The organism is Lapillicoccus sp. (genome assembly GCF_046595215.1).
Classification (GTDB): domain Bacteria; phylum Actinomycetota; class Actinomycetes; order Actinomycetales; family Dermatophilaceae; genus Lapillicoccus.
Genome location: NZ_JBKJPP010000123.1, coordinates 19,136 through 39,179 on the forward strand (window position 1 = coordinate 19,136; position 20,044 = coordinate 39,179).

Annotated in this window: 24 protein-coding genes; 18 read left to right on the forward strand and 6 right to left on the reverse strand. The window is 71.8% G+C overall.

Going from position 1 to position 20,044, the window contains the following annotated elements; all coding sequences use genetic code 11:
• Window positions 1-3 precede the first annotated feature (3 nt).
• On the reverse strand, window positions 4-912 hold the full coding sequence (mshD, locus tag ACLL9L_RS09970; protein WP_411284493.1) for a mycothiol synthase: 909 nt from the start codon (window positions 910-912) through the stop codon (window positions 4-6).
• A gap of 103 nt (window positions 913-1,015) precedes the next feature.
• On the opposite strand from mshD, the gene ACLL9L_RS09975 reads away from it, so the two are divergent.
• Window positions 1,016-2,965: a bifunctional metallophosphatase/5'-nucleotidase gene (locus ACLL9L_RS09975; RefSeq protein ID WP_411284494.1), complete on the forward strand. Its 1,950-nt coding sequence runs from the start codon at window positions 1,016-1,018 to the stop codon at window positions 2,963-2,965.
• 69 nt (window positions 2,966-3,034) lie between these two features.
• Here the strand turns inward: ACLL9L_RS09975 and ACLL9L_RS09980 are convergent, their stop codons facing one another.
• Window positions 3,035-3,736 (reverse strand): DNA-binding response regulator, encoded by a 702-nt coding sequence (locus ACLL9L_RS09980; RefSeq protein WP_411284495.1) that lies wholly within the window; start codon window positions 3,734-3,736, stop codon window positions 3,035-3,037.
• 128 nt (window positions 3,737-3,864) lie between these two features.
• On the opposite strand from ACLL9L_RS09980, the gene ACLL9L_RS09985 reads away from it, so the two are divergent.
• Both ACLL9L_RS09985 and ACLL9L_RS09990 read left to right on the forward strand, forming a co-directional pair.
• Complete coding sequence (locus ACLL9L_RS09985; protein WP_411284496.1) at window positions 3,865-4,125, forward strand: MoaD/ThiS family protein; 261 nt, start codon at window positions 3,865-3,867, stop codon at window positions 4,123-4,125.
• A 16-nt stretch (window positions 4,126-4,141) separates the two neighbouring features.
• Window positions 4,142-5,011: a hypothetical protein gene (locus tag ACLL9L_RS09990; RefSeq protein ID WP_411284497.1), complete on the forward strand. Its 870-nt coding sequence runs from the start codon at window positions 4,142-4,144 to the stop codon at window positions 5,009-5,011.
• Window positions 5,012-5,116: 105 nt separating this feature from the next.
• Here ACLL9L_RS09990 and ACLL9L_RS09995 read toward each other — a convergent pair whose 3' ends face one another.
• Window positions 5,117-5,524 carry a DsrE family protein gene (locus tag ACLL9L_RS09995; RefSeq protein WP_411284498.1) on the reverse strand — a complete coding sequence of 136 codons (408 nt, stop codon included), beginning with the start codon at window positions 5,522-5,524 and terminating at the stop codon, window positions 5,117-5,119.
• A 49-nt stretch (window positions 5,525-5,573) separates the two neighbouring features.
• Here ACLL9L_RS09995 and ACLL9L_RS10000 point away from each other — a divergent pair, with 49 nt between their 5' ends.
• The 9 genes from ACLL9L_RS10000 to ACLL9L_RS10040 all read left to right on the forward strand — a co-directional run bounded on the left by ACLL9L_RS10000 (window position 5,574) and on the right by ACLL9L_RS10040 (window position 12,194).
• The gene (locus ACLL9L_RS10000; RefSeq protein ID WP_411284531.1) at window positions 5,574-6,077 is read left to right on the forward strand and encodes an FABP family protein; all 504 of its coding nucleotides are present in this window, start codon (window positions 5,574-5,576) and stop codon (window positions 6,075-6,077) included.
• A gap of 124 nt (window positions 6,078-6,201) precedes the next feature.
• The gene (locus ACLL9L_RS10005) at window positions 6,202-6,624 is read left to right on the forward strand and encodes a Fur family transcriptional regulator (protein ID WP_411284499.1); all 423 of its coding nucleotides are present in this window, start codon (window positions 6,202-6,204) and stop codon (window positions 6,622-6,624) included.
• Complete coding sequence (locus ACLL9L_RS10010) at window positions 6,621-7,643, forward strand: YgfZ/GcvT domain-containing protein (protein WP_411284500.1); 1,023 nt, start codon at window positions 6,621-6,623, stop codon at window positions 7,641-7,643. The genes ACLL9L_RS10005 and ACLL9L_RS10010 overlap by 4 nt, the downstream gene beginning before the upstream one ends.
• Before the next feature lie 36 nt (window positions 7,644-7,679).
• On the forward strand, window positions 7,680-8,531 hold the full coding sequence (locus ACLL9L_RS10015) for a 3-keto-5-aminohexanoate cleavage protein (protein ID WP_411284501.1): 852 nt from the start codon (window positions 7,680-7,682) through the stop codon (window positions 8,529-8,531).
• A 502-nt stretch (window positions 8,532-9,033) separates the two neighbouring features.
• Complete coding sequence (locus ACLL9L_RS10020; RefSeq protein WP_411284502.1) at window positions 9,034-9,477, forward strand: helix-turn-helix domain-containing protein; 444 nt, start codon at window positions 9,034-9,036, stop codon at window positions 9,475-9,477.
• 19 nt (window positions 9,478-9,496) lie between these two features.
• Window positions 9,497-10,192 (forward strand): hypothetical protein, encoded by a 696-nt coding sequence (locus tag ACLL9L_RS10025; protein ID WP_411284503.1) that lies wholly within the window; start codon window positions 9,497-9,499, stop codon window positions 10,190-10,192.
• Between the two features lie 126 nt (window positions 10,193-10,318).
• The gene (locus ACLL9L_RS10030) at window positions 10,319-11,383 is read left to right on the forward strand and encodes an asparaginase (RefSeq protein WP_411284504.1); all 1,065 of its coding nucleotides are present in this window, start codon (window positions 10,319-10,321) and stop codon (window positions 11,381-11,383) included.
• On the forward strand, window positions 11,384-11,809 hold the full coding sequence (gene dtd, locus ACLL9L_RS10035) for a D-aminoacyl-tRNA deacylase (RefSeq protein ID WP_411284505.1): 426 nt from the start codon (window positions 11,384-11,386) through the stop codon (window positions 11,807-11,809).
• A 49-nt stretch (window positions 11,810-11,858) separates the two neighbouring features.
• Complete coding sequence (locus tag ACLL9L_RS10040) at window positions 11,859-12,194, forward strand: DUF2516 family protein (protein ID WP_411284506.1); 336 nt, start codon at window positions 11,859-11,861, stop codon at window positions 12,192-12,194.
• A gap of 94 nt (window positions 12,195-12,288) precedes the next feature.
• Here ACLL9L_RS10040 and ACLL9L_RS10045 read toward each other — a convergent pair whose 3' ends face one another.
• Entirely contained in the window at window positions 12,289-13,086 is a 798-nt protein-coding gene (locus ACLL9L_RS10045; RefSeq protein ID WP_411284507.1) for a class I SAM-dependent methyltransferase, read from the reverse strand.
• Between the two features lie 187 nt (window positions 13,087-13,273).
• Between ACLL9L_RS10045 and mshA the strand changes: the two genes are divergently transcribed.
• The 3 genes from mshA to ACLL9L_RS10060 are packed head-to-tail and all read left to right on the forward strand — an operon-like array spanning window position 13,274 to window position 15,811.
• Window positions 13,274-14,548, forward strand: coding sequence for a D-inositol-3-phosphate glycosyltransferase (gene mshA, locus ACLL9L_RS10050; RefSeq protein WP_411284532.1), 1,275 nt, complete (start codon window positions 13,274-13,276; stop codon window positions 14,546-14,548).
• Between the two features lie 2 nt (window positions 14,549-14,550).
• A complete protein-coding gene (locus ACLL9L_RS10055; protein WP_411284533.1) occupies window positions 14,551-15,057 on the forward strand; it encodes a YbjN domain-containing protein in 507 nt (168 codons plus the stop codon).
• Window positions 15,058-15,067: 10 nt separating this feature from the next.
• Window positions 15,068-15,811 carry a phosphoglyceromutase gene (locus tag ACLL9L_RS10060; protein ID WP_411284508.1) on the forward strand — a complete coding sequence of 248 codons (744 nt, stop codon included), beginning with the start codon at window positions 15,068-15,070 and terminating at the stop codon, window positions 15,809-15,811.
• A 110-nt stretch (window positions 15,812-15,921) separates the two neighbouring features.
• Here ACLL9L_RS10060 and phoU read toward each other — a convergent pair whose 3' ends face one another.
• Window positions 15,922-16,611 carry a phosphate signaling complex protein PhoU gene (gene phoU / locus ACLL9L_RS10065; RefSeq protein WP_411284509.1) on the reverse strand — a complete coding sequence of 230 codons (690 nt, stop codon included), beginning with the start codon at window positions 16,609-16,611 and terminating at the stop codon, window positions 15,922-15,924.
• A gap of 161 nt (window positions 16,612-16,772) precedes the next feature.
• Here phoU and ACLL9L_RS10070 point away from each other — a divergent pair, with 161 nt between their 5' ends.
• The gene (locus ACLL9L_RS10070) at window positions 16,773-18,008 is read left to right on the forward strand and encodes a sensor histidine kinase (RefSeq protein ID WP_411284510.1); all 1,236 of its coding nucleotides are present in this window, start codon (window positions 16,773-16,775) and stop codon (window positions 18,006-18,008) included.
• Complete coding sequence (locus ACLL9L_RS10075) at window positions 18,005-18,688, forward strand: response regulator (RefSeq protein WP_411284511.1); 684 nt, start codon at window positions 18,005-18,007, stop codon at window positions 18,686-18,688. Before ACLL9L_RS10070 ends, ACLL9L_RS10075 begins: the two co-directional genes overlap by 4 nt.
• A gap of 20 nt (window positions 18,689-18,708) precedes the next feature.
• On the opposite strand, the gene ACLL9L_RS10080 is transcribed toward ACLL9L_RS10075, so the two are convergent.
• Window positions 18,709-19,317, reverse strand: coding sequence for a hypothetical protein (locus ACLL9L_RS10080; protein WP_411284512.1), 609 nt, complete (start codon window positions 19,315-19,317; stop codon window positions 18,709-18,711).
• 242 nt (window positions 19,318-19,559) lie between these two features.
• On the opposite strand from ACLL9L_RS10080, the gene ACLL9L_RS10085 reads away from it, so the two are divergent.
• A complete protein-coding gene (locus tag ACLL9L_RS10085; protein WP_411284513.1) occupies window positions 19,560-20,042 on the forward strand; it encodes a CarD family transcriptional regulator in 483 nt (160 codons plus the stop codon).
• The last annotated feature ends 2 nt before the right edge of the window (window positions 20,043-20,044 follow it).

Here is a 20,044-nt window from a genome sequence, read left to right on the forward strand (position 1 = left end):
ACCTCATCGTTCCACGCTCGCGTGAACGGTGCGCGAATACATCCGATCGAGTCCCCTCGTGGTGAAGCCGAGCCCTCGGTAGACCCTCAGCGCCGCAGGGTTGTCGCCGTCCACGTAGAGGATGACGTCGGCGAGTCCCTCGCGGCGCAGGTGATGCAGCCCGAGCAGGGTGAGAGGCCGCCCCAGGCCTCGCCCCTGGTATGCCGGGTCGACGCCGACGACATACACCTCGCCGACCCTCGCCGGCCCCATCTCGCCCGCGGGGTGGACCTTCGTCCAGTGGAAGGCTGCGACGGTCCCCGGGTCCTCGCGCAGGACGACGAGGAGGAAGCCCGCCGCGTCGAACCAGGCCTCGGCCATCCGCTGCGCCAGGTCCTCCCGGGTCAGGCTGCCCTGCTCCGGGTGGTGGCTGAAGGCGGCCGCGTTGACCCTCAGCCACTCGTCCTCGTCCCGGCCCGGCTCGAACGCCCTCACGGCGAGGTCGTCGGGCAGGCTCGGGTCGGCCAACGGCGGCCCGCCGCCGAGGAGGCGGCCGAGGACGAAGAGCTCCCGGGTCACCTCGAGGTCGTGAGCGGCCGCGAAGGCCGCGGCGGCCGGGACGTCACCGTGGGCCCAGACCGGGACCTGCCTCCGGACCTGCGCGAGCAGGGCCGTGCCGACGCCCTGTCGGCGGACCGCCGGGTCGACGACGAGCTCGGCCGCTCCGTCACTGAGCTGGGCGTACCCCGTCAGGGTCGACCCGGCATACGCGAGCACGTGGCTCACGCCGGAGCCCGGCCGCAGATCGAGGCGGGACTGCTCGGACAACGGCGCGGCCCCGTCGTGCGCGGTCGCGGCGGCCACGAGAGCGGCGACCTGCGAGCGCTCGCGGTCCGACAGCTCGAAGGTCCCGTCCACGGTCAGCTGGTGCATTGCCCCATTTCACCATCTCGTCACGCGCAGGACCCCGTGGCGGGCGCGCTGAGGACTAGCCTGCCGAGATATCGGAGACCTTCGAACCAGGCTAGGGAGCACCATGTCGTCTCGATCTGTCCGGCGCCTGATCGGCGCCCTCTCGGTGGGGGCCTGCGCCCTCGCCGGTGTCACCGCCACGAGCGGGACCTCCGAGGCCCACCGCGGTGGCCGCACGGTGGACGTCCAGATCCTCTCCTTCAACGACTTCCACGGAAACCTCGAGCCGCCCAGCGGCTCCGGCGGGCGGGTGGTCACCGGCCACCGGCTGGACCCCACGACCGGCAAGGCGGTGGACCTGACCACGGACTCCCTCGTCCCGCCCGGCGTCGGTGGGGCGGAGTTCCTCGCCACCCACCTCAAGGAGGCGCGCCGCGGCCACCCCAACACCCTCACGGTGGCGGCCGGCGACATCATCGGCGCCTCCCCCCTGCTGTCGGCGGCGTTCCACGACGAGCCGACGATCGAGTCGATGAACATGCTCGGCCTCGACGTCTCGGCTGTCGGCAACCACGAGTTCGACGAGGGATACAAGGAGCTGCAGCGCATGCAGTACGGCGGCTGCATCGCCGACGGTGCCGGCGCCAACAACCAGAACTCCTGCCCCGCCCACACCTTCAAGGGCGCGAAGTTCGACTACCTCGCGGCCAACGTGAGGTACGCGACGACCCCGCCGGCGCCTCTCGCGACGGCCTCGAACGGGCAGGGCGACGACGACCACGGCATGGGAGGCAAGGGAGGCCGGGGCGACGACGACAAGGGCCCGACGGCCCCCAGGGCGGGCGACACCATCCTCCCGGCCTACACGATCAAGGAGGTGGGTGATGCCAGGATCGGCTTCATCGGCATGACCCTTCGCGACACTCCCAACATCGTCACCGCCGCTGGCGTCGCCGGCCTGGCGTTCACCGACGAGGTCGCCACGGCCAACGCCCTCGTGCCCGTGCTGCGCAAGAAGGGCGTCAACGCGATCGTCGTCCTCATCCACCAGGGCGGCACCCCGGAGCAGGAGGTCTGGTTCGACGCGAGCGGCAAGCCCTACAAGGTCAACCCGAGCTTCGACTACACCTGCGGCAAGGGCGGCAGCCTGACTGCGACGTCACCGATCATCCCGATCGCCAAGGGCCTCGACCCGGCGATCGACATGATCGTCTCCGGTCACACGCACCAGCCCTACGTGTGCAACATCCCCGACCCGGCCGGGCAGCCCCGACTGGTCACCTCCGCCTCGTCGTTCGGTCGGTTGTTCACCGAGACCACCCTCACCTACGACAAGGAGACCAAGGACATCGTGCGTGCCTCGGTCGCCGGCTCGAACATGCTCGTCACCCGTGACGTCGCCAGGGACCCGAAGCAGACGGCGCTGATCACGCAGTACAAGACGCTCGTCACACCGATCGCGAGCAAGGTCATCGGTCACATCACGGCGGACGTCACCCGGACGCCCAACGCCGCGGGGGAGACCCCGCTCGGAGACCTGATCGCCGACGCCCAGCTGGCCGACCCGAGCACCGTCACGGGGGGCCAGAAGCCGGTGATCGCGTTCATGAACCCCGGCGGCATCCGGGCCGACCTCACGTTCGCCAACTCGCCCTACCAGGAGCCCCCGGGAGACGTCACCTTCGACGAGGCCTTCACCGTGCAGCCGTTCAACAACTACCTGGTGTCGATGACCCTGACCGGCCAGCAGATCTACGACCTGCTGGCCCAGCAGGTGACCGGTCGCAACGCGGCAGCCGCCAAGGTCCTGCAGGTGTCGAAGGGCTTCACCTACACCCTCGGGGCCACGGGAGCGGTGGCGGGCAGCGTCAGGCTGGACGGGGTGGCCCTCGACGCGGCGGCCTCCTACCGGATCGTCACCAACAACTTCCTGGCCGACGGCGGCGACGGCTTCCCGGCCTTCACCTCCGGCGCCGGCAAGTACTTCGGCGGACTCGACATCGACGGCTTCGCGGCATACCTGCCGACCGTCTCGCCGTACACCCCGGCGGTTCCGACGCGCATCACCCGGTAGCCGGGCCACCGGGCAAGTCCCGCGGCAGCCCCCCGCAGCCCCCGGAGCGGGGGGCTGCGGGGCCCGGCCTCAGCCCTCGGTGACGGCCTCGAGCTCGCGGGGGCGCTCGGCGACGAACCGGTAGCCCACGTTGCGGATCGTCCCGATGAGGGACTCGTGGTCGCTGCCGAGCTTGGCCCGCAGGCGGCGCACGTGGACGTCTACGGTGCGAGTGCCGCCGAAGTAGTCGTAGCCCCACACCTCCTGGAGGAGCTGGGCCCGACTGAAGACCCGGCCCGGGTGCTGGGCGAGGAACTTGAGCAGCTCGAACTCCTTGTAGGTCAGGTCGAGGATGCGGCCGCGGACCTTGGCGGAGTAGGAGTTCTCGTCGACGATGAGGTCACCGGCCCGGATCGGACCCGCCTCCTCGACGTCGCCCGAGTCGGACCGGGTCAGGGCCAGCCGGAGCCGGGCGTCGACCTCGGCCGGACCCGCGCTGTCGAGCAGCACGTCGTCGACGCCCCACTCGCTCGTCAGCCCGGCGAGGCCGCCCTCGGTGAGGACGGCCATCAGCGGGCTCGACAGGCCGGTGGCGCGCAGGACGCGGCAGAGCGACTTCGCCTGGGCCAGGTCGGTGCGGGCGTCGACGAGGACGACGTCCCCTGCGGGAGCCTCGACCAGCGCGGTCGGCTCGGCGGGAAGGATGCGCACCTGGTGGCTGAGGAGCCCCAGTGCCGGCAGCACCTCGGCGCTGGGAGCCAGCGCGTTGGTGAGCAGCAGCAGGTGGGCCATGGGGCGAGGATAATCGAGGGGGCGCCCGGCGGTCCGGAATCGTCTGCAGCGTGAGACTTTGGAGCCTCACCCCGGCCGTCAGCCCCAGCCGTCAGCCCCGGCCGTCGCCATTGAAAAGGATCCGCCCCATGTCTCCCGCGCTCGTCACCGCACCGCTCGTCACCGTCCGTTACTGGGCCGGCGCCCGTGCCGCGGCCGGCGTCGGCTCGGACCAGGTCAACGCCGCCTCGGTGGCCGCCGTCGCCGTCGCGGCCGCCGACCTGCACCCCGCCCTGCGCCCGGTTCTCGCCGTCGCGACGTTCCTGCTCGACGGCGTCGCCGCCCGGCCTGACGACCGGGTCACCGAGGGCGCGACGGTCGAGATCCTGCCGCCGTTCGCCGGAGGCTGATGCGAGGATGCCAGTCGTGCCCACCGCCGAGGACCCCCAGCCGGCCTCGGCACCGCCCGAGCAGCCCGAGCAGCGCGCAACCCGCGCCGGCCGTCGGGGCGCGCGTGAGGCGGGGCGTCCGGTCGACCCCGCCAGCCTCGTGGCGACCCACCCGGCCGTCGTCCTCGCCACTGCGGCCCTGGCCCTGCTCGTCAGCGTCTCGGCCACCTCGGGCCAGGCGCAGACCGGTCTGGCACTCGCCTTCCTGGGGATCGTCCTCGGCTGGGGCTGGCCCGTCCTGCTCGGCGCGCCGAGCCCGGTCATCACGTCTGTCATCATCGGCATCGGGGCGGTCGCCGTCGAGGCGGCGGCAGCGCTGACCCGCACCGAGCCCTTCCTGCGCTGGGTGCCGGTGGCCGCGGCCGTGAGTATGCTCGCCGCGTTCCTCCACCAGATCCTGCGCCGAGACGGACGCGCCCGCCTGACCTACGGCGCCGCCACGACCATCTCGGGTCTCGCCCTCGCCACGACCGGCGCACCGCTGGCCGTGCTGCCGGCCTATCGTTCGGGCGGGGACTACGTCCTTGCGGCCGGCGCGGCCCTGGCCCTCGGCGCGCTGGTCGAGCTGCTCGGCCACTGGCCCGGTTGGCGCCGCTGGCTGCTGCTCCCCGTCATCGTGGCAGGCGCCGTGGGCGCCCTCGGGGTCGCGCTGGCCGTCGGACACGTCCCGATGGTCGCCGCAGCGATCCTCGGCGTCCTCGTCGCGGCCGTCTCGCACGCACTGCGTCGGGTCCTGACCCCCCTGCCAGGAGCTGGCGCTCTCCAGGCGCGGATGGCGATGGGGGCCGCCTCGGTGCTCGTGGTGGGGGTCGTCGTCTACATCGTCACCCGCCTGTTCGCCGCGTGACAGGCGCGCGGGAGGCCACTTCGAGCCTCAGTAGGACTCTCGGTTGCCATCGGCGCCGCTGGGTTGCCCTCGGTGGAGCTGGGCGGTCCTCGGCAGCGCCCCGAGTCAGTAGACCAGTGCCTGCACGCCGTCGGCGAGGACCTCCTCGACGAAGGACGCGGCCCCCGAGATGCGTGCACCCGGGAGGAGGTCGGCCTCGGTGAGGTCGCGACGGGCCGCGCACTGGCTGCAGACCGTGACCATGGCCACGGCGAGGAGGGTGTCGCGCAGGTCCGCCAGCGGCGCGGCATACGGCAGCTCGACGGTCTCCGCGTGCCCCGGCGTGGCCAGCCAGGTGGCGTCCCCGGTGAGCCAGAGGCTGACCTCTGCCCCGCCGGCGACGGCCATGGCCGCGACGGTGATGGCCTGGGAGAGCCGCTCGGGGGCCTCGACGCCGCAGGTCACCTTGACGACAAGGCGACGCAGCCCCGGAACGGCGGCTGGGGGCGGGGTCTTCGGCGCGGGGGTGCTCACGGGTCTCAGGCTACGATCTTCGGGTGCCGATCAACCGTCTGGACGTGTCCTGATGTTCGAGCTCGACCTCGACCTGCCGGTGCGCCTGCGCCCGCTCGCGTGGCTGATCGGGCGGTGGGAGGGGGCCGGAGTCGTGGGCTACCCGACCATCGAGTCCGTGCACTTCGGCCAGGAGATCGTCTGCTCGCACGACGGTCGGGGCTTCCTCGAGTGGCAGAGTCACACGTGGCTACTCGAGTCGGAGAACGGCCAGAGGGTGCGCCCGCTCGCGACCGAGCTGGGCTTCTGGCGACCGGCGGAGGACGGCACCGAGGTCGAGCTGCTCCTCACCCACCCGACCGGCGTCGTGGAGATGTACTACGGGACGATGGAGCCGGCCAAGATCCAGATCCAGACCGACAGTGTGGTGCGCAGCCCGAGCGCCAAGGAGTACAACGCCGGCTCGCGGCTCTATGGCCTCGTCGAGTCGCAGCTGATGTGGGTCATGGACATGGCGGCCGTGGGGCAGCCGCTGCAGAGCCATGTCTCGGCCCAGCTCAAACGAGTGACCTGACCCGTCCACAGGTCCTCACCTGAGGAGTTGTGGACGCCCAGGCGCTGCTGACCCGTCCACAGGTCCTCACCCGAGGAGTTGTGGACGGGTCAGGTGGTGCTGAGGCGGGGCTACCCTTGCGTCAATGACTGATCTCGGTTCGGCCCTGCGGGCCCGGGGGATGCGGCTCACGCCCCAACGCCGGCGGATCATCGACGCCCTCGCGCACCTCGCTCACGGCACCCCGGACACCATCGCGGTCGAGGTGGCCGAGGACGGCGGCTCCCCCCTGCCGCTGTCGACGATCTACCGGGGGCTCGAGGCCCTCGAGGAGCTCGGGTTCGTCTCGCACACTCACCTGGACCACCGGGCACCGACCTACCACCTCGCCGACCACGCCACCCACCTCCACCTCGTCTGCCTCGGCTGCGGGTCGATCAGCGAGGCGCCGGTCGGGGTGGCAGACGGGTTCGCCGGGAATCTTCGCCAGGTCGCGGGCTTTGAAGCAGACGTGACCCACATGGCAATCCACGGATGGTGCGACCAGTGCTCGGCGACCCGCCCATGACCACCGCCCTCGCCTCCCCACTGCTCGGCCGTCCGGGAGCCGTCTCCGGGGAGGGCGTCGACGCCCCCGTCGCGGCGCACTACGGCGACCCGATGCGCGAGCAGCGGCTCCTCGTCGAGCGGTTGGCGGCAGTCGACCTGTCGCACCGTCCGGTCCTCACCATCACGGGGGCCGACCGCATCTCGTGGCTGCACTCGCTGACAACGCAGCACCTGAGCGGGCTGGGCCCCCGCACCTCACGCGAGTCGCTCATCCTCAGCCCCAAGGGCCACGTCGAGCACAACCTCCACCTCGTCGACGACGGGTCGACCACCTGGGTCACGACCGAGCCGGGGGCCGGCGGCGCGCTGCTCGCGTGGCTTGACTCAATGCGCTTCATGCTGCGGGTCGAGGTCACCGACGTGAGTGCGCAGTACGCCGTCCTCGGGGAGCCCCACGCGGCGGAGTCGGTCGAGGGTGAGCCCCTGGCCTGGCGCGACCCGTGGCCCGACCTCGTCGGTGACACCACGGCATACGGGCCGGAGACGGACCACCCGGGTGCGCTTCGCCAGTGGCGCGAGCTCATCGTGCCGCGCGCGGATTTCGTTGCGGCAGTGGGGGATCGGCCGCTCGCTGGGATGTGGGCGGCGGAGGCACTCCGGGTGGCGGCCTGGCGGCCGCGTCTTGGGTTCGAGACCGACCACCGCACGATCGTCCACGAGGTCGACTGGCTCCGCACGGCCGTCCACCTGCACAAGGGCTGCTACCGCGGGCAGGAGACCGTCGCGCGGGTGCACAACCTCGGGCGTCCGCCGCGGCGGTTGACCTTCCTTCACCTCGACGGGACGGGGCACGTCCTGCCGGCCCGGGGGAGCGAGATCACCCACGAGGGACGCGCGGTCGGCTTCGTGACGTCTGTCGCCCGGCACTACGAGGACGGACCGATCGGCCTCGCCCTGCTTAAGCGCAACCTCCCCACCGACATCGAGCTGACCGTCGACGGGATGCAGGCGGCGCAGGAGGTCGTCGTCCGCCCCTGACGCCGCCCGGGCCGGGCGCGCTGCCATCATGACCGCATGAACCGCAGCGCAGCGACGACCACCTTGATCACCGTCGCGCCCACGGGGGCCGAGACCAGCAAGGCTGATGTCCCCCAGCTGCCGACAAGCATTGAGGAGCTGGTCGAGACCGCCGTCCGGTGCGAGCAGGCCGGTGCGTCCCTGATCCACCTGCACATCCGGGACAGCGACCACCGGCCGACCCTCGATGCGGGGCTGTTGAGGGCGTGCGTGGAGGCGATCCGCGGGGCGAGCGACCTCATCGTGCAGCTCTCCACGGGGGGTAGCGTCCACGACCCGCTCGAGCAGCGGCTCACCGTCCTCGACGCCGAGCCGGACTCCTGCTCGCTGACCTGCGGCACCACGAACTTCGGCGACGACGTGTTCCTCAACCCCTGGCCGTTCATGGTGGAGCTCTATCGGCAGAGCATCGCCCGCGAGGTCGTTCCCGAGTTCGAGCTGTTCGACCTGGGCCACGTCCACGCCCTGCGCCGACTGCTCGACGAGGAGGGGCTGCCGCACGGTGGCAGGGTCCACGTCGACATCGTGACGGGCGTGCCGGGCGGTATGCCGGGGACGCCGGCTGCGCTGCTGGCTGCGGTGGCGCTGCTGCCCCCGCAGGTGACCAGCTGGTCGGCGACCGGGATCGGGCGGACCCACCTGCCGATCCTCGCCACGGCCCTCGGTGCGGGAGGCCACCTGCGCGTGGGGATGGAGGACAACCTCGTCTTCGCCAGGGGCCGGCCGGTGCAGCACAACGAGGAGCTCGTCGCCCGGGCGGCCGAGATCGCGACGGTGATGCAGCGCCCGCCGATGAGCACCACCGAGGCCCGAGGACTGCTGAACATCTCCCGCCGACCCGTCTCCTGATCTTCACCACCCGCAGCGACGCTCTCGGGCGCCGCGCGTGGTGAGGGGACACGCGCATGGTGAGGGCGCGGCATATTTCCTGAGTCATCGCCCGGCATCGCCCGGCATCGCCCGGCATCGCCCCCACATGTTGCGTCCTGGGCCGCGAATGGTCCACGGGGGAGCCAGGATGCGCGGCGCTGGCCGCAACAGGTGGGGGTCACGCTGGCCGTAACAGGATGCGCGGCGCTGGCCGCAACAGGTGGGAGTGAGGGAGTGTGAGCGCCCTGCCGGGTGTCTCTCCTGAGCCACCGTCGGCATCGCCCCACGTGTTGCGTCCTGAGCCGCGAATGGTCCGCCTGGGAGCCCAGATGTGCGGCGCCGGCCGCAACACGTGGGGGGAGGCGGGGGGAGGAGCGGGGAGGGGGGAGGAGCGGCAGGAGGGAGCGGCACCAAGCCGTGTGACCACCCTCACGCTGTCCCCAGTTTGCATTTTGCTTGCTGCAGCAAGCACACTGGAGGCATGAGCAAGCTGAGTGGTCACGAGCTGGGGGCCTTCCTGCGCGAGCAGCGACACAGCGCCCAGCTCTCGCTCCGCCAGCTCTCGGACCTCGCCGGCATCTCCAACCCCTATCTCTCGCAGATCGAGCGGGGACTGAAGAAGCCGAGCGCCGAGATCCTGCAGGGCCTCGCACGGGGACTTCAGGTCTCGGCCGAGACGCTCTACGTGCACGCCGGCATCCTCGACGCGGCCCCCGCGCCGCCGTCGGGTGGGCCCGGGGTGCGCGAGGCCATCGCCGCGGACGCCACGCTGACCGACCGTCAGCGCGCCGTGCTCGTTGATGTCTACGAGTCGTTCGTCGCAACGTCTGACGACGACGCCCGCCCTACCGCCTCGACCGCCGCCCGGACCACCGCGCGCAATGCAGCGCCGCGTCGCAGGACCCCCACGAAGCAACCGCAGTAGAACCCGAAGGAGAACAGTCATGGCATTCGTTGCAGAGCTCAAGAGGACCGTGTCCGAAGCAACCCCCGTCTACGCCGCCGTCGGCGTCACCGACCTCGCGGTCGAGAAGGTCCGCGACGCCCGTACCCACGCCGTCGCCGCCCGTCGCTCGCTCACCGCCGTGGACCCCAAGGGCCTGCAGCACGAGCTCGGCCTGCAGGCCGAGAGGTCCATCAAGCAGGTCCAGGACGCTCCCGCGGTGCTGCTCAACCGCAGCCTTGAGATCGCCGGCCGTGCGCAGGAGCAGTACGACGCGCTCGCCGTCCGGGGCGAGGAGCTGGTCAAGCGGATCCGCAACCAGCGCGCCACCAAGGAGCTCCTGGCCCAGGTCGACCAGACCGTCTCCGCCAGCAAGGGCGCCGTCACGACCGCCCGCAAGGCCGCCGCCTCGACCCAGCAGTCGGCCAAGGCGACGCTGACGACCGGTCGCAGGGAGGCCACGAGGACGCTCGACACGATCGTCGACACGATCGAGAAGGACGTCGACGCGTCGTCCGCCGCGGTCGTCGAGTCGGCCAAGCGCACCCGCACCGCCGGCCGGAGGACCGCGACGACCGCCCGCAAGGGCGCCGCCGCGACCACCTCGCGCGCCAAGGCCACCAGCACCACCGCCAGGAAGACCACCCCCCGCGCCCGCAAGGCCACCAAGGCCGGGGCCAAGAAGATCGGCGACTGAACACCGTCACTCCGGTGACCTGCTGACCTGACCTGAGGCCAGCGACCCGAGGGACCGGTCCGCACCACGTGGACCGGTCCCTCCGCCGTCTCCGGGCGTCCCTCGGCGCTCTGGCACACTGGCGCGGTGCCCGCCCACACCCCCGTCATCGCCGCCCAGGACCACCTCTCCCCGGTCCTGACCGAAGCGCCGATCGTCGCCTTGGTCATCCGCTCCGGACTCGTCGAGAGCGTCCACCGCGGCACTGTCGTGGCCACGGCTGCCGACGGCACCGTGGCGTGGGCGGTCGGTGACCCGTGCGGTCCGATCTTCGCCCGCTCGTCCAACAAGCCGCTCCAGGCGCTCGCGATGGTCCGCGCCGGTCTCGACCTGCCCGATGACGAGCTGGCGCTGGCGTGCGCGAGCCACTCCGGCGAGGCCTTCCACCTCGAGGCCGCCCGGCGCATCCTCGCGGGCGCCGGGCTGAGCGAGGCCGACCTCCAGAACACCCCTGACCTGCCTGTCGACGAGGTCGAGCGGGAGGCGTGGCTCGTCGCTCGTCGCCCGAAGTCGTCGCTCGCCCAGAACTGCTCCGGGAAGCACGCGGCCATGCTCGCCACCTGTGTTGCCAACGGGTGGGACACCGGGACCTACCGCGAGCCCGAACACCCGCTGCAGCAGGCGATCGCCGGGACCATCGAGGAACTGAGCGGCGAGCGCATCGCCGCTGTCGGGGTCGACGGCTGCGGGGCGCCGGTGCACGGGTTCTCCCTGACCGGGCTCGCCCGCGCCTTCGGGCGGATCGCCGCCGCCGCGGCGGGCACGCCGGAGGCCCGCACCGCCGACGCCATCCGCGCCCACCCCGAACACCTCGGTGGCACCCGCCGCGAGGGGACGACGCTGATCCGCGAGGTGGGCGGCCTGATCGCCAAGGACGGGGCGGAGTCGGTGTATGCCGTGGGCCTGGCGGACGGGCGCGGTGTCGCCGTGAAGATCGCGGACGGCTCCCCGCGGGCCAAGGGGGTCGTCCTCGCGGCAGCCCTGCGGCGTCTCGGGATCGACGCGCCCACCGCGCTCGCCGCGCTCGAGGACGCCCCCGTCACGGGACACGGCGAGCAGGTCGGCGCGATCATCGCGACCGGCCTCGGGGACAGCGGCGGCCTCCGGGACAGCGGCGGCCTCCGGGACAGCGGCGGGCTCAGGGACAGCTGAGTGCGCACCGTCCTCCAACGCGTAACGCAGGCCCGGGTCGAGGTCGACGGACAGGTCGTCGGGGAGATCTCCCGGCCCGGGCTACTGGCCCTCGTCGGGGTGACTCACGACGACGGACCCGAGCAGGTCGAGCGCACGGCCCGCAAGATCGCCGAGCTGCGGATCCTGCGCGACGAGCAGTCCGTCGTCGACGTCGGGGCACCTGTCCTCGTCGTCAGCCAGTTCACGCTCTACGGGGACAGCCGAAAGGGCCGACGTCCGTCCTGGACCGCTGCGGCACCGGGGCCGGTGGCCGCTCCACTCGTCGCGGGAGTCGTCGACGCGCTGCGCGCCCGGGGCCTCGAGGTGGCCACGGGAACTTTTGGGGCCGACATGGCGGTTTCCATGGTGAACGACGGTCCCGTGACCCTCATCATCGACGCCTGACCCCGCGGGACCGACCCCACGTCGGGCACCTCTCACTAGGCTGGTCACCATGCAGATCTTCGGCAGCATCCAGAGCACCCTCGTGCTCGTCCTCGGCGTCCTCGCCCTGGGGTGCGAGGCCTTCGCCGTCGTCGACGTCCTTCGCCACCGGCCGGATGCCTTCGTGGCGGCCGGCAAGCGCACGAAGACCTTCTGGACGGTGGTGCTCCTCGTCGCGCTGGCGATCGGCATCATCCTCGTCCTCAACGTGCTCAACTTCATCGGCATCATCGCGTTCGTCGCGGCAGCCGTCTACCTCACCGATGTCCGTCCGGCACTGCGGCAGGTGTCCGGGCGCGGCAGGGGCCGCGGCCAGAGCAACCAGGGTCCTTACGGCCCGTGGTGACGCGACGAACACGTCGCGACGCGGCGAACCAGTCGTGACGCGGTGAACCAGTCGCGACGCGGCAAACCAGTCGTGACGCGGTGAACCGCGACGGCTAGCCGGCCGGGGCGACGTCGTCCCAGTCGACCGTGACCTCGCCCAGCCGCCACCTGCTCGGGCCGTCGCGCACCGACCAGCCCTGCTCCCGAAGGGCGCCGACCGCCGCGAGGTAGCGCTGGCGCACGCCGTAGGACCCCTGTGGCGCCGCGTGCAGCCAGGCCGTGTCGAAGGCCGCAAGGAAGCCGTGCACCGGCTCGCCCGGCACGTTGCGGTGGATCAGCGCCTTGGGCAGGCGCTCGGCCACGTCCGACGGGCGCTCGAGGTCGGCGAGGCGCAGGGACAGCGTGAGGCTGACCGGCCCCCGCGCATCCACCGCGATCCACGCGCTGCGCCGTCCGAGCTCGTCGCAGGTCCCGTCGACCAGCAGCCCGTCCGGGGCAAGCCGGTCGACGACGCGCTGCCAGGCGTGCGGCACCTCGTCCTCGCCATACTGCCGCAGGACGTTGAAGGCCCGCACCACGAGCGGCTTCGCGCCGTCGGCGAGCGGGACCTCGAAGCCCCCGAGCCGGAACGTCAGCCCGTCGCGCTCGAGGGGCCGGCCCGCGGCGACGCGCGCCGGGTCGATCTCGATGCCGACCACCTCGACGTCGGGCCGCACCCGCCGGAGCCGGTCGTGCAGCTCGACGGCGGTGACCGGGGAGGCGCCGTAGCCGAGGTCGACGACGACGGGACGCGCCCCCGCGCGCCGCAGCCGCCACGCCTGCGGCCCGGCCAGCCAGCGGTCGACCCGACGCAGCCGGTTGGGTCCGGTCGTGCCGCGGGTGATCACCCCCACGGGCCTGGCGCGCGTCACCTACCCACGGTATGCCGTGGAGCCCGGAGCGGCCCCACGGCATACGCTCGCCGGGTTGACGCGATCCCCGGGAATGGCAACCCGGGAGGACGTGTTGCCTGAGGCGGGACCCTGCCCCGGGCCCCACCACCTGTCTGACGGAAGGGGCCGATCGGTGACGAACGCCGACGCCATCCACCGGATCGCGATGCTCAGCGTGCACACGTCGCCATTGGAGCAGCCGGGCACCGGGGATGCCGGGGGGATGAACGTCTACGTCGCCGAGGTGGCTCGTCAGCTGGCCACCCGCGGCCGGGAGGTCGAGATCTTCACCCGGGCAACGACGGGCTCGCTGCCCCCCGTGGTCGAGATGAGCCCGGGGGTGCTGGTGCGTCACATCACCGCCGGCCCGTTCGAGGGTCTGGGCAAGGCCGACCTGCCGGGCCAGCTCTGTGCGTTCTCGGCCGGGGTCATGCGGGTCGAGGCGGCCCGACCCCAGGGGCACTACGACGTCGTCCACTCGCACTACTGGCTCTCGGGGCAGGTCGGCTGGCTCGCAACCGACCGGTGGAGCGTCCCCCTCGTCCACACGATGCACACGATGGCGCGGGTCAAGAACCGCCACCTGGCCGGCGGCGACACCCCCGAGCCGGCCGGCCGCGAGATCGGCGAGGTCCAGGTCGTCGAAGCGGCAGACCGCCTCGTCGCCAACACCGCCGACGAGGCGCGCGAGCTCGTCGAGCTGTATGCCGCGGACCCGGACAAGGTGCGCGTCGTCCCCCCGGGCGTCGACCTCGACGTCTTCCGGCCGGGCGACCGGCGGGAGTCCCGCGCCGCGGTCGGGCTGCCGGCGGACGCGATGGTCCTGCTCTTCGTCGGCCGGATCCAGCCGCTCAAGGCCCCGGACGTCCTGCTCCGCGCGGCCCACGAGCTGCTCGCCCGGCACCCCGACTGGGCGGGCGACCTCGTCGTCGGCGTCCTCGGCGGACCGAGCGGCACCGGGCTCGCACGACCGGCCCAGCTCCAGGAGCTCGCCGCCGAGCTGGGGATCACCGCTCAGGTGCGGTTTTTGCCGCCGGTCGACAGACCCACCCTGGCGCAGTGGTACCGGGCCGCGGACGTCGTCGCGGTGCCCTCCCACAACGAGTCGTTCGGCCTGGTCGCCATCGAGGCCCAGGCGTGCGGCACACCGGTCGTCGCGGCCGACGTCGGCGGCCTGCCGTTCGCCGTGGGCGACGCCGGCCTCCTCGTGCCCACCCACGAGACCGGCGACTGGGCCGATGCCCTCGAGTCGCTGCTCGTCGACCCGCGACGCCGGGCCGAGCTGTCCAGACGTGCGGTGGAGCACGCAGCCGGATTCGGTTGGGGCGCAACGACCGAGCGGCTGCTCGAGGTCTACGCCGAGGCACGTTGGGCGCGGACCGGCTCACCCACCGGCGAGGGCCGCACCGTCCCGGGTGTGCCGACCTCGGTGACGCCGTGACGATGGAGGCCGCCGAGGCGGTCATCGCCGACTACCTCACGGGGGCCGACATCGAGTGGGAGCTCGGCGGGCGGCGCGGTGAGTACGTCATCACCCTGCCGGGCGAGCAGAAGCTCAAGACGGTCGTGTCGCTCGTCGTGCGGGAGAAGGCGACGTCGGTGTCCGCCTTCGTCATCCGCAACCCCGACGAGAACCACGAGGCCTTCTATCGCCACCTGCTGCGCAAGAACCTGCGGATGCCGGGGCTCGCCTATGCCATCGACACCTCTGGCGACGTCTATGTCCGGGGCGAGCTGCCCACTGCCGCAGTCGATGCGGGTCATCTCGACCAGCTGTTCGGGGTCGTCCTGGAGGCGGCTGACTCACCGTTCAACGAGCTGCTGACCATCGGCTTCTTCACGTCGATCCGGAAGGAGTGGGCCTGGCGGATCTCGCGAGGGGAGTCGACCCACAACCTCGACGCCTTCCGCCACCTGCTCGAGGACGGCTCCGACCACCCCCCTGACTAGGCTGACCGCCATGACCCACACCCTCGTCCTGCTCCGCCATGGCGAGAGCGAGTGGAATGCCAAGAACCTCTTCACGGGCTGGGTCGACGTCGACCTCTCCGAGAAGGGTCGGGCCGAGGCGGTCAAGGGGGGCGAGCTGCTCGCCGCCGCCGGACTGCTCCCTGACGTCGTCCACACCTCCCTCCTGCGCCGCGCCATCAGCACCGCGAACCTCGCGCTCGACCGGGCCGAACGCCACTGGATCCCCGTGCGCCGGGACTGGCGGCTCAACGAGCGGCACTACGGCGCGCTCCAGGGCAAGGACAAGAAGCAGACCCTCGAGGAGTTCGGCGAGGAGCAGTTCCTGTTGTGGCGCCGGTCCTACGACATCCCGCCGCCGCCGATCGAGGCCGACGACGAGTTCAGCCAGGCGGCCGATCCACGCTATGCCGACCTCGGTGAGTCGATGCCGGCGACCGAGTGTCTCAAGGATGTCCTCACGCGGCTGATCCCGTACTGGGAGAACGAGATACAGGACGACCTCAGGGACGGCAGGATTGTCCTCGTGGCCGCCCACGGCAACTCGTTACGGGCGCTGGTCAAGCACCTGGACGGGATCAGCGACGACGACATCGCCGCGCTCAACATCCCGACGGGGATGCCGCTGGTCTACGAGCTCGACGACGCCTTCGCCCCGGTGACCCCGGGCGGCCGCTATCTGGACCCGCAGGCCGCGGCCGCCGCAGCCGCCGCGGTGGCGAACCAGGGCCGCTGACCCGCTCTCCCGGCATACCGCAGCGTGGTGCGTCCGGCAAGCAGCGTGGTGCGTCCGGCGACGTTGTGGCCATGGCAACCGCGTTGCCGGACGCAAGGCAGGGGTGTCGCCTACTCGCCGCGGGCCTCTTCCTGCTCCTCGTGGTCGACCTCGCCCTCACTGGCGAACTCTCCGGTGACGAGATAGACGACGCGCCGCGCGACGGAGACGGCATGGTCGGCGAACCGCTCGTAGTAGCGCCCGAGGAGGGTGAGGTCGACGACGGTCTCCGCGGGGAAGTCGGCCTTGTCCGCGAGGAGCGCCGCGAAGAGCTCACGGTGGAGGTCGTCCATCGCGTCGTCGTCCTTCTCGAGGCTGATGGCGGAGTCGGCGTCCTTGGAGGCGATGACCGAGCCGGCCTTGGCCACGATCCGCTCGGCCACCTGGCCCATCTGGAGGATGTGGGAGGTCAGCGAGTCGGGGACGGCCTTCTCGGGATAGCGCAGCCGGGCCACCTTCGCCACGTGCCGGGCCAGGTCGCCCATCCGCTCCAGGTCGGAGCTCATCCGCATGGAGGTCACGACGATCCGCAGGTCGGTGGCGACCGGCTGCTGACGGGCCAGCAGGTCGATGGAGAGAGCGTCGAGGTTGGAACGGATGTCGTCGAGCTGGTGGTCCGCGGCGATGACGCTCTCGGCCAGGTGCACGTCGGCGTCGAGCAGGGCGGTCGTCGCCCGGGCCATCGCCGAGCCGGCGAGGTGGGTCATCTCGACCAGCTGGTCGGTGATCTTGGCGAGCTCCTCATGGAATGCGGCGCGCATCGAGTGTCCTTCGTCTGTCCTCGGGTCTGGCGGCGGGCAGCGTGAGAGTCGCACGTCCCGGTGAACAGATGCCACGGATCAGGTGAACATTGAGGACGTCGTCGGCGCACGGCGCACGGTGTCTGTCCCAGTGTGGCGCACGCGCCCGTAGGCTGAGTGATGTGGACGCAACGACCGCTGCCGTGCTCGGGGGGATCGCCGGGATGGCGCTCACCGGCCTCGCGGCGCTCGCGGTCCTCGCGGTGCGACTGTCCGGACGTCAGCAGCGAAGGGTGCCCGAGACCATGGAGGGGACCTCCTCGCTGCCCGCCGGTGTCGCGGACGTGCTCGCTGTCCTCAGCTCGAGCGGGATCGTCCTCGACTCGGCGGACGCCGTGGTGAACAGCTCGCCCGCGGCGGTCTCGCACGGGTTGGTCCGCGGGGGCGAGATCGTCCACGCCGAGCTGCTCGCCATCGCCCGGCAGGTGCGCCGCGACGGGATCATCCGCGAGGCCGAGCTCGAGCTCTCCCGCGGCCCGATGGGCCGCACGAGCCTGGTCGTCGGGGCCCGGGTCGCGCCGCTCGGCGACTCGCACGTGCTCCTGCTCGTCGACGACCGCAGCCAGGCCCGTCGCGTCGAGGAGATCCGCCGAGACTTCGTGGCCAACGTCTCCCACGAGCTGAAGACCCCGGTCGGCGGCATCGCGCTGCTCGCCGAGGCGGTGCTCGATGCCCACGACGACCCCGCGGCGGTCTCCCGCTTCGCGAAGCGGATGCAGGTCGAGTCGGCCCGGCTGACCCGCCTCGTCCAGGAGATCGTCGACCTGTCCCGGCTCCAGGTCGCCGACACCTTCAAGGACCCCGAGCGCGTCGACCTGGCCGCCGCGGCGCGCGAGGCCGTCGAGCGGTCCCGGCTCGCGGCCGAGGACAAGGACATCGAGCTGGCCCTCGTCACGGCCGACGACTGCATGGTCTGGGGCGAGCCGGAGCTGCTGACCACGGCCATCCGCAACCTCGTCGGCAACGCGATCGCCTACTCCGAGGCGCACACCCGGGTCGCGGTCAAGGTGAGCACCGGCGCTGGCGACCTGGTCATGGTCGCGGTCACCGACCAGGGACAGGGCATCGCGCAGGTCGACCAGCAACGCATCTTCGAACGCTTCTACCGCGTCGACGACGCCCGGTCCCGCTCGACGGGCGGAACCGGACTCGGTCTGGCCATCGTGAAGCACGTCTGCGCCAACCACGGCGGCGAGGTCACGGTCTGGAGCGAGACGGGCCGCGGCTCGACGTTCACCATGCGCCTGCCCGGCGCCCCGCTAGGCCGGCCACGCGCGGTGGCTGCCCGGCATACCGCCGACGTCCACACCATCCCCGACACCATCAGCGCCCCCGGCGCGAGAGCAGAGGTCCCATGAGCCGCATCCTGGTCGTCGAGGACGAGGAGTCCTACTCGGACCCCCTGTCCTACCTGCTCCGCAAGGAGGGCTACGAGGTCGCCATCGCGGAGACCGGCCCGGCGGCGCTCGCGGAGTTCGACAAGAACGGCGCGGACCTCGTGCTGCTCGACCTCATGCTCCCCGGACTGCCGGGGGCCGATGTATGCCGTGCGCTGCGGCAGCGCTCGACCGTGCCGGTGATCATGCTCACGGCCAAGGACAGCGAGATCGACAAGGTCGTCGGCCTCGAGATCGGCGCGGACGACTACGTCACGAAGCCCTATTCGTCCCGCGAGCTGCTGGCCCGCATCAAGGCCGTGCTGCGTCGGCTCGCCGAGCCGGAGGACCTGCTGCCGGTCACCCTGGAGGCCGGTCCGGTGCGGATGGACGTCGAACGCCACACGGTGACGGTCGGTGGCGACGCGACGCCGTTGCCGCTCAAGGAGTTCGAGCTGCTGGAGATGCTGCTGCGCAACGCCGGGCGCGTCCTGACCCGGATGCAGCTCATCGACCGGGTGTGGGGCAGTGACTACGTCGGGGACACCAAGACGCTCGACGTCCACGTCAAGCGGCTGCGCGCCAAGATCGAGCCCGACCCGGGCAGCCCGCGCTTCATCGTCACCGTGCGGGGCCTCGGTTACAAGTTCGAGGCCGCCTGAGGCAGGGCCGCCTGACGCCGTCAGCCAGTGGCCGCGGTCGTGGCCGTCGTCGTGGTCGTCGTGGCCGTCGTCGTGGCGGGGGCGCTCGTGGCGGGGGCCGTCGTGGCCGTGGCGACGGTGGCGGGGGCCGTCGTGGCCGTGGCGACGGTGGTCGGCGTGAGGCTGGCGTAGGGACCCTGCGGCAGCAGGACCGGCACACTGACGAGCGACTGGCCCGCGCCGGTCGAGATGATGATCGCGGTCAGGGCGCCGGGGGCGTCAGGCACCTTGTCGAGCTGGACCGCTTCGAGGCGCTTCTGCTCCCGGCCCTTGAGCTGCACGCTCGTGCCCTTGCCGGTGCCCGCTTCCGAGTCGGCGCGGGTCAGGAAGGAGACGGTCACCGGCTCGCTCCCGGTGTTGATCACGGAGCCGGAGAGCAGCCCGGGGCCGTCCTTCCGGGACGAGACCACGAGGAGGTCCCTGGCCTGGACGGCGCCGTTGGACGCGGCCACACCGTCGGCGGGCTGGTAGGGCACCGTCGTCTGCAACGGGGACTGGGTCGAGCAGGCACCGAGGGCCACGAGGGCCAGGACGCCGGCGGCAGCCAGCAGCGGGCGGGTGCGCAGGGTGGGGATCACGGGCCGGTTCACGACGGGCAGCCTACCTGTCGCGTCCGGGGCGACGTGCCCGGCTCCGCGGCGGTGGGCGCCGGCGCGTGCCGGGTGGCACTGAAGTCTGCGCGCGTTGCATGCCGACGGGCGACCTGTCAAGGGGCCTGTCGACCGGCCGGATCCATCTGGTGAGGCTCTGACCTGCGAAAACAGGGTGTGGGTGAGACGCGGCACTGTCCGCTCCGTGGTATTCTGGAGGTCGCGAAAGGGGAAGACAGCACATGGTTTTCAAGGTCGGCGAAACGGTCGTGTACCCCCACCACGGGGCGGCACTCATCGAAGAAATCAACACCCGCACGGTCAAGGGCGAGGACAAGCTCTACCTCAAGCTCAAGGTGGCCCAGGGCGACCTGACCATCGAGGTCCCAGCCGAGAACTGCGACCTCGTGGGTGTCCGCGACGTCGTGGGTCAGGAAGGGCTCGAGAAGGTCTTCGAGGTGCTGCGGGCACCGCACACGGAGGAGCCCACGAACTGGTCTCGTCGTTACAAGGCCAACCTGGAGAAGCTCGCCTCCGGCGACGTCATCAAGGTGGCCGAGGTCGTGCGCGACCTCTGGCGGCGTGACAAGGACCGTGGACTGTCCGCGGGTGAGAAGCGGATGCTCGCCAAGGCGCGCCAGATCCTCGTCTCGGAGCTCGCGCTCGCGGAGAAGACCAACGAGGACAAGGCTGAGGCCATCCTCGACGAGGTCCTCGCCTCCTGAGC